This window comes from Acidaminococcus sp. AM05-11 (assembly GCF_003472805.1).
Classification (GTDB): domain Bacteria; phylum Bacillota; class Negativicutes; order Acidaminococcales; family Acidaminococcaceae; genus Acidaminococcus; species Acidaminococcus hominis.
On record NZ_QRMX01000023.1, the window covers coordinates 1 to 7,243 of the forward strand.

4 protein-coding genes are annotated in these 7,243 nt (G+C 50.4%); 1 reads left to right on the plus strand and 3 read right to left on the minus strand.

Annotated elements, in window-relative coordinates:
- Window positions 1–1,013: 1,013 nt before the first annotated feature.
- From DW089_RS09105 to DW089_RS09115, 3 genes are all read right to left on the minus strand, one after another.
- Window positions 1,014–2,162: an RNA-guided endonuclease TnpB family protein gene (locus DW089_RS09105; protein WP_118287140.1), complete on the minus strand. Its 1,149-nt coding sequence runs from the start codon at window positions 2,160–2,162 to the stop codon at window positions 1,014–1,016.
- A gap of 1,928 nt (window positions 2,163–4,090) precedes the next feature.
- Window positions 4,091–5,077 carry a tRNA dihydrouridine synthase DusB gene (gene dusB, locus DW089_RS09110; RefSeq protein WP_118287141.1) on the minus strand — a complete coding sequence of 329 codons (987 nt, stop codon included), beginning with the start codon at window positions 5,075–5,077 and terminating at the stop codon, window positions 4,091–4,093.
- 49 nt (window positions 5,078–5,126) lie between these two features.
- A complete protein-coding gene (locus tag DW089_RS09115; protein WP_105325894.1) occupies window positions 5,127–5,897 on the minus strand; it encodes a type III pantothenate kinase in 771 nt (256 codons plus the stop codon).
- Between the two features lie 639 nt (window positions 5,898–6,536).
- Here DW089_RS09115 and DW089_RS09120 point away from each other — a divergent pair.
- A complete protein-coding gene (locus DW089_RS09120; protein ID WP_118287142.1) occupies window positions 6,537–6,962 on the plus strand; it encodes an endonuclease domain-containing protein in 426 nt (141 codons plus the stop codon).
- Window positions 6,963–7,243: the final 281 nt, after the last annotated feature.

Consider the following 7,243-nt stretch of genomic DNA (forward strand, 5'->3'; position numbering starts at 1 on the left):
CTCATCACCGTAAAGGTGACTTGACCCGCACATCTGTCAATCAATATTCAGTTCTCAGGGTTCGTTCGCTGTGTTTCAACAGCTAGATTATAATAACAGAGTTTAGGTGGAATGTCAAGCATTATTTTTTAGGAAAGTTGAGGACTTACTACAGTTTTCTGCGAAAACTGTAGAGGTGTTTTTTAGAATATATTAAAACCGAGGTTCGCTTGGTGCAGCATTGCTGCTGTTCGCGGAAGGTTGGTTTCAATGTCATTCTTTGGCCTTGCTAAAAAGCTTGGCCAGACACCTGTCGTCTGCTCGTTCAGGGTGTTTTTGAGAATATATTAAAACCGAGATTCGTCTGGTGCAGCATTTCTACTGCTTGCGAAAGGTTGGTTTCAACGATACTCTAGGGCCTTCCTAAAATAGCTTCGCTAAAATAGTTTGGCCAGACACCTGTCATTTGCTTTCCTAAATTGCTTTGGGTGAAGGCTAATTCAATAGTTCATCCAAGGCGATTGAAGTACTTGACTTTCTGCCTGCTGTTAGCTGCTCGTTTGTTTCCGTACGAGACAGCTTGTATATAATAGCACAGGAAGTTACGGTCGTCAACACTTTATTCAAAAAAAGTTTAAGGGTTATTTTCAGGCGCAGAAATACGCCGTAGGGCAAGTCTGCTAGGCTTTCCTTTCCTCCGGCAGATAATGGAGCTCCAAGTGTTTATCTGCTGGGGAAAGCGGCTTATTAGCCCCCTCCTCCTTCTTACCGCTTTGGTGATTCTTACGTTTTACTGCAAGGGCCCTGCTGCTGGTTTCTGGCTTCGAAGATGGATTGATAAAATCAAAAAACACCTCTGGCATACATACAGGAGATCTGTGGTGATGCGCTGTCTCTTGTACATTCGTGGGAGCCGGTTCCCGTATGGAATATGGCTCCGCAAGAGGTAATGCCCTACCTCAAGAATTTCTTGTGCTGTGAATCCCGGGAATTGTTCAACAGCTGTTGAAGCTTTCTAGAAAATAAATACTGAATTACTTTTGCTCTGATGTGGTGCGCATTCTTTGCTTCCCGCCCCGCAGCAATATTTCCATTGCGTGTTGGGCAAGGTTGATCGCCGCATTGGTGTCCCTGTCATGCTCTGCCCCACAGTGGGGACAAATCCAGGTCTTCACCTGCATATTTTTCACCTGGGGATTGCGATGCCCGCAGTTGCTGCAGGTCTGACTGGAAGCAAAATATGGGTGATGTTCAAAAATCAGTGTATTGGTTTCTTCTGCTTTATATTTGAGTTTCTTGATAAAGTCTGCCAATGCATAATCTGCTATGCGATGTCCAAACTTTTTCTGCAATTTCTGGCTGTCCAGGCTTTCGATGGCCACTACGGTATAGTCTTGGACAAGCTTGCGGGCCAACTTCCACTGGAAATCGCTGCGTTGGTTCTTCAGTTTTTCGTACTTTCGCAGCAGGTCCTTCTTGGCTCGTTGATAGTTATTGGAACCTGAGTGTTTATGGGCAAGAGAGTCTGCTGCTTTCTGAATGGCAGCCAGGCTTTCCCGCAAGAACTGTGGTTCAGAAATCCTATTTCCATCGGATCCGCACAGAAAGTCCTGCATGCTGTAGTCCAGTCCTATGACCTTTCGTTTGCGAAACGGGATAAACTGTTTGGGTATCTGGCAGGTGAAGTAGAGGTAGAAGTCGCCCAGGGGGCTGCGTTTGAGGGTAACGGACTTGGGTTTGCTGGGTAGGGCTCTATCACGAAAGTATTTGTACCAGGTTTTGCCTATGCGAATGCGGTGGTGTTCTTCGTCCAGTTTCCAGCCGGATTGGTACAGGGTGATGGTGGTGAATGCTTCTTGGCTGCAGCAGCACGGGGGTGCGGCTCTTTTGTTTTTTCCCAGGAGGGCAAAATAGGATTGGTAGGCTTTTTCGATTTTGTAGGGTATGGCGTTTCTGATGCTGGATGGCAGCTGGCGGAGATAGGCATAGTGCAACAATTTTTGCTGTTTGGTCAGATGGCACTGGAGTTTTTGTTTGGGTAATTTTTCGTGATACAGGCGATAGTAGCGGCGATAGAGTTTGATGCAGTGGTTATAGGTCTGCCGTGCTGCTTCAAGCAGTTGGTGCAGGTGCTTATTGCGGCGGGAGGGGTAGAGTTTGTAGGTATAGGTAGTGGGTTTCATGGTGGTGTACCTCGTAGGGCGATATGAAATTAGGTCCGTTGCGTTGCTTGTTGAGGACAGTATAGCATATGAACAGGTGTTCTATTTAGAGTGAAATATTACAAAATATGGGTTGTGTTAAGTGTATTATGTGAAATTTTGTTTGGGTGTAGGTGGGATTGTACGGTGTAGTGGCCAAAGGACAATGGAAAGGTATTTTTCGAGTAAAAGCATAAGGCTCTGTTGCCCCATCCACCTTCAATTATGAACTCTTTCCGGGGCTGCGAAAAAATAAAACTTCTATCGTCGCCTTTGGCGACACTTCCTAAGTGGTTCGCTGCTAGCCAGTCATTTTCGCCCTACGGGCTCAATTCCTGGGCAGCTATCACATGGCTCGCGTATACCAAACAGCTTTTTGGAATACCTGGAGCGCTGTTTGGACGCGAGCGCAACGCTTGCAGGAAGCGTTCCAGAGAGCCACTGGTCAGCTTCATATCAGCACGATATTTTAGATTCTACATGACCAGTATTGGTTATGGAAGCCTACCACAAGCGTGTGGTAGGTGTCAGCCATAGGCTGACGGAGGAAGTTTATCCTAGTATTTTGCGGCCGTAGGCCGCTGCCTTCCACTTACCTGTTCGCAGCTTCGCTCGAACAGGAGAAGAGGAAGGTGCCGGCGAATTAGCCGGCGGATGGGGTTCGCAACCAAAATGCCCGGAGGGTCATATATTGTTAAAAACACCTCTACACTTTTCGCAGAAAAGTGTAGGCCATTTCCTTTTTCCCTTCATCTATCCTCCCTCCCCCCTCTTCACCCTCTTTTGACGCTTAACCAATCGCTTAACAGCTAAATGAACGGTGAAGAGGAAGGTGCCGGCGAATTAGCCGGCAGATGGAGTTCAGCACCAAGATGCCCGGAGGGCTAAGTCATGTATTCCAGTAGTTCACTACTAAAACCATAATACCTGGCCTTCCCCAACCGCCTTCCTGGCGTCAGGCACCTTCCCCGCCTTGGACCACTGTGGGGCGGAGAAGGCAAGCGGCCGGGAGGCCGCAAAATGCTTTGTTGAACTTCCTCTGCCGACTACGTCGGTATCTCCTTCACGCTTGAAGGAGACGTTCTATGACGTTGCTGGTCAAGTTTTAGATGGGGTTAAAGTTAGAAATTTATCTACGTGTCATAAATTCTTACTCAAACCCCGTTTAGCACATGACTCGTAGGGGCCTAAGACTGGCCCCTGAGTGGTTCGCGGCATGCTGCTCAGCTTCACCCTGGAACTTCCCCAGTCAGCTCATAGAGCTGACTGGGGAAGTTTATTCCCGCATTGCGGCCGTAGGCCGCTGCCTTCCACTTACCTGTTCGCAGCTTCGCTCGAACAGGAGAAGAGGAAGGTGCCGGCGAATTCGCCGGCGGATGGGGTTCGCAACCAAGTTGCCCGGAGGGCTAAGTCATGTATTCCAGTAGTTCACTACTGAAATCATAATACCTGGATAAAAAGCATATCACCTGGGCCGCCCCAACCGCCCTCCTGGCGTCAGGCACCTTCCCTTGAACACGCCCCATCTGCGCCTTTGGAATTCTTATACTAGGCGCATCTTCCCCATTTCAGCTGTTCCACAGCTGAAACGGAGAAGACGAGTGGGCGGAGAAGGCAAGCGGCCGGGAGGCCGAGCGGTTCGCCGTACTCCAGTCATTTTCGCCTTTCAGGCTCAATTCCTGGACGGCTATCGCAGGGGGCGTATATTCCATTTCTCTACGGCTAGAGCCTTGAGAAATGGATACGACTCCCTAAAACCGAATGAAAACCATAATACCCTGCATCCAGCCGACCTATTCCAGCATTGCAGCCGACCGCCTCCCCCCTACTCCCTTCTTCCTCATAAAAAACGTACCGCTCTCCTTCTCCTGGAAAGCGGTACGTTTTTCATTCGTTTTTATTTTCTTCTCCTACAATGCTCTTTCGTCCTGCAATTCGTCTTCGTACTCGTCCAGGATTTTCAAAAAGTCGTCGTGTTTGGTGGTCTGGTTGATGGCGTTTCTATAGTATGCGCTATGGGGCAGGCCGGTGAAGTAGCAGGCGCCGTGGTGGCGCATTTCTCTCAGGGCTACGCGTTCGCCTTTAAAGGCGATCAAGTCGGCCAGGTGGCGGCGGACCATGGCGAAGCGTTCTTCCAGCGACACGCTGGGGATGGGTTTGCCTTCTAACGCGGCTTTGACTTCTCTAAAGATCCAGGGGTTGCCTTGGGCGCCTCTGGCGATCATGATGCCGTCGCAATGGGTAGCTTTTTTCAGGGCCAGGGCGTCGCCGGGGGTAAAGACATCGCCGTTGCCGATGACGGGGATGCCGACGCTTTCTTTGACTTCACGGATTTTTTCCCAATCGGCTGTACCGCTGTAGAACTGGGTCCGGGTACGGCCATGGACGGCTACGGCGGCAACGCCGGCTTTTTCGGCCAGTTTGGCGATTTCTACGCAGTTCTGGTGTTCCTGGTCCCAGCCGGTGCGGAATTTGACGGTAACGGGGATATCCACGGCGTCCACCATAGCGGCCAAGATGGCGTAGGCGCGCTCGGGGTCTTTCATCAGGGCGGAGCCTTCTCCGTTGGAGACGATTTTGTGGACGGGGCAGCCCATATTAAAGTCGATCAGGTCGGCGCCATGGGCCTGGGCCAGTTTGGCAGCATCGGCCAGTTCCTGGGGCACGGAGCCAAAGAGCTGGAGGGCCACGGGGTGTTCTTCCGGGGCGATTTCCAGCATAGCCAGGGATTTTTGGTTTTTATACATCAGGGCTTTGGCGCTGACCATTTCGGATACGGTGTAGTCGGCGCCCAGTTCCCGGCAGATGACCCGAAAGGGCAGGTCGGTGACGCCGGCCATGGGGGCCAGGATCACAGGGGTGGTGCGAGTAAACAGGTCTTTGAGAAATGGGGTCATAGGTCCTCCTAAAAAAAGCAACGCCCCCGGTTAGGAGCGCTGCCTGTGGTTATTGGTTCATTTCGTGGAGCATCCGGAGTCCTTCCAGGGTCAGGAAGGGTTCTACTACGTCCACCAGTTCGGATTCGGAGGCCATGAGCTTGCCGAAGCCACCGGTGGCAATTACGAAGGCCTGGCCGCCCAGTTCCTTCTTCATGCGGGTAATCAGGCCGTCCATCTGGCCTACAAAGCCGAAGATGACGCCGGAACGCATGGCGTGGATGGTGTCCTTACAGATGGTTTTTTCCGGTTTGATCAGTTCAATCCGGGGCAGCTTGGCAGCCTTCTGGAACAGGGCTTCGGTGGAAATGCCGATGCCCGGGGCGATGGCGCCGCCCAGGTATTCCCCGGCGGGGGTCAGGGCGCAGAAGGTGGTGGCGGTGCCGAAGTCGATGATGATCAGGTTGCCCTTGTCGCCGTACATTTGGTGGGCGGCCACGGCGTTAACGATGCGGTCAGCGCCAATCTGGGATGGGTCATCGTAGTCCAGCTGCAGTCCGGTGTTGATTTCAGAGGTTACCACAAAGGGGGTAATCCCGAAATAGCGTTTGCACATATTGCACAGGGGGACCAACAGGGGCGGTACAACGGTGGAGATGATGATATGCTCGATATCTTTCATGTCCATGCCGCTGTAGGCGAACATGCTGCCCAGGATGATTCCGAATTCATCCGAAGTCCGGGAGCGGCTGCTGGAAATGCGCCAATGGGCCTGCCAGCTTTCCCCGTCATGTACACCTACCACAATGTTGGTGTTCCCTACATCCATAACCATTAACATGGTTTCTACCTCCAGTTTTCTAAAGGCCGGTATTGTTTTCCGTGCTGCCGGGCTTCCGTGGAACCCGGTTTAAGGCCGGCCATAAACGCCTATATTATATCAAATAGGTAAAATTGTGCAAGGGGTAATGTGTGGAGAGCAGGAATGTAAACGCATTCCTGCCGGGACTGCTGCTGGCCGTCAAGCGGCTAAAGGGGGTCAAAGTTTCCAACAAAGGGCAAATTTGGGGTGTGAAAAAGACTGGCACTCCAGGTGAAAAAACGGGTAAGCGTGGGTTTGGGGTTGGTGCGGTATGCGGGGGCTCGTGCCAAAAAGGAGGTGTGGGATAGGTTGGGTTACCCACAATGCCGTTTCGGCCGGGAGAGGGCGAATTTGCCGGGGTGAAGGGGGAAGAATGGGACTGGATGAGGCTCCATAAAACGGTAAACTATCGTAGTGATTACGGGAGATGTTTTTTAGCCGTAGTAGGTAAACGATCATAATGGTGCATAGAATCCAGCCAGAGAATCAAAAACTACAGCCGTAAATAGTACAGTTTTCCCGTTCCTATGCCCATTCTTCCCGTTCGTTCTCAAGGTATAGACATCGACCATTTCTTTCGCTAGTATGAGAATATCTAGGTGCAAAGGAGCAAGAATCATGAAACATACGCAGACAGAACGACACAAAGAACTAATGAACAATGCCCGAGAATTACGGAAAAACATGACCAAGCAAGAGAGGAAACTATGGTACAACTTCCTCCGCGGCTACTGGATCAGATGGCGCAGGCAAAAAGTAATCGGAGAATATATCGTTGATTTTTACTGTGTCCAATTAAAGCTGGCCATTGAATTGGACGGCAGTCAACATTATGAAGATGCTGCAAGGGTATATGATCAAAAGCGCACGGAATTTCTAGCCAAAATGGGAATTCAGGTATTGCGATATACGAATTTGGAAGTAAATCAACAATTTGATGTGGTTTGTACAGACATTGATAATAAAGTGAAGGCTATGGTTGAAAAAATGAACCGATATCATATGAAAATTACCGCACGGAAGAAAAAAGAATTAGAAGGGTAAAAGGAGTATTGCCTGGATGAAAAAATAATGCCTGGGCGGCCCCAACCGCCTTCCTGGCGTCAGGCACCTTCCCCGCCTTGGACCACTGTGGGGCGGAGAAGGCAGGCGGCCAGAGGCCGCTAAAATCTGCTGAAAAGAATTAGTAACTGGTTTAAACCAGGCGTTATGAGCTGAATCTGCACTGACCAATTGATAATCATAATACCCGAATGAGAAACGTAAAACCCAATATCAAGCAGGCCTTTCCCAGTATTTCGGCCGAAGACCGTTGCCTTCCACTT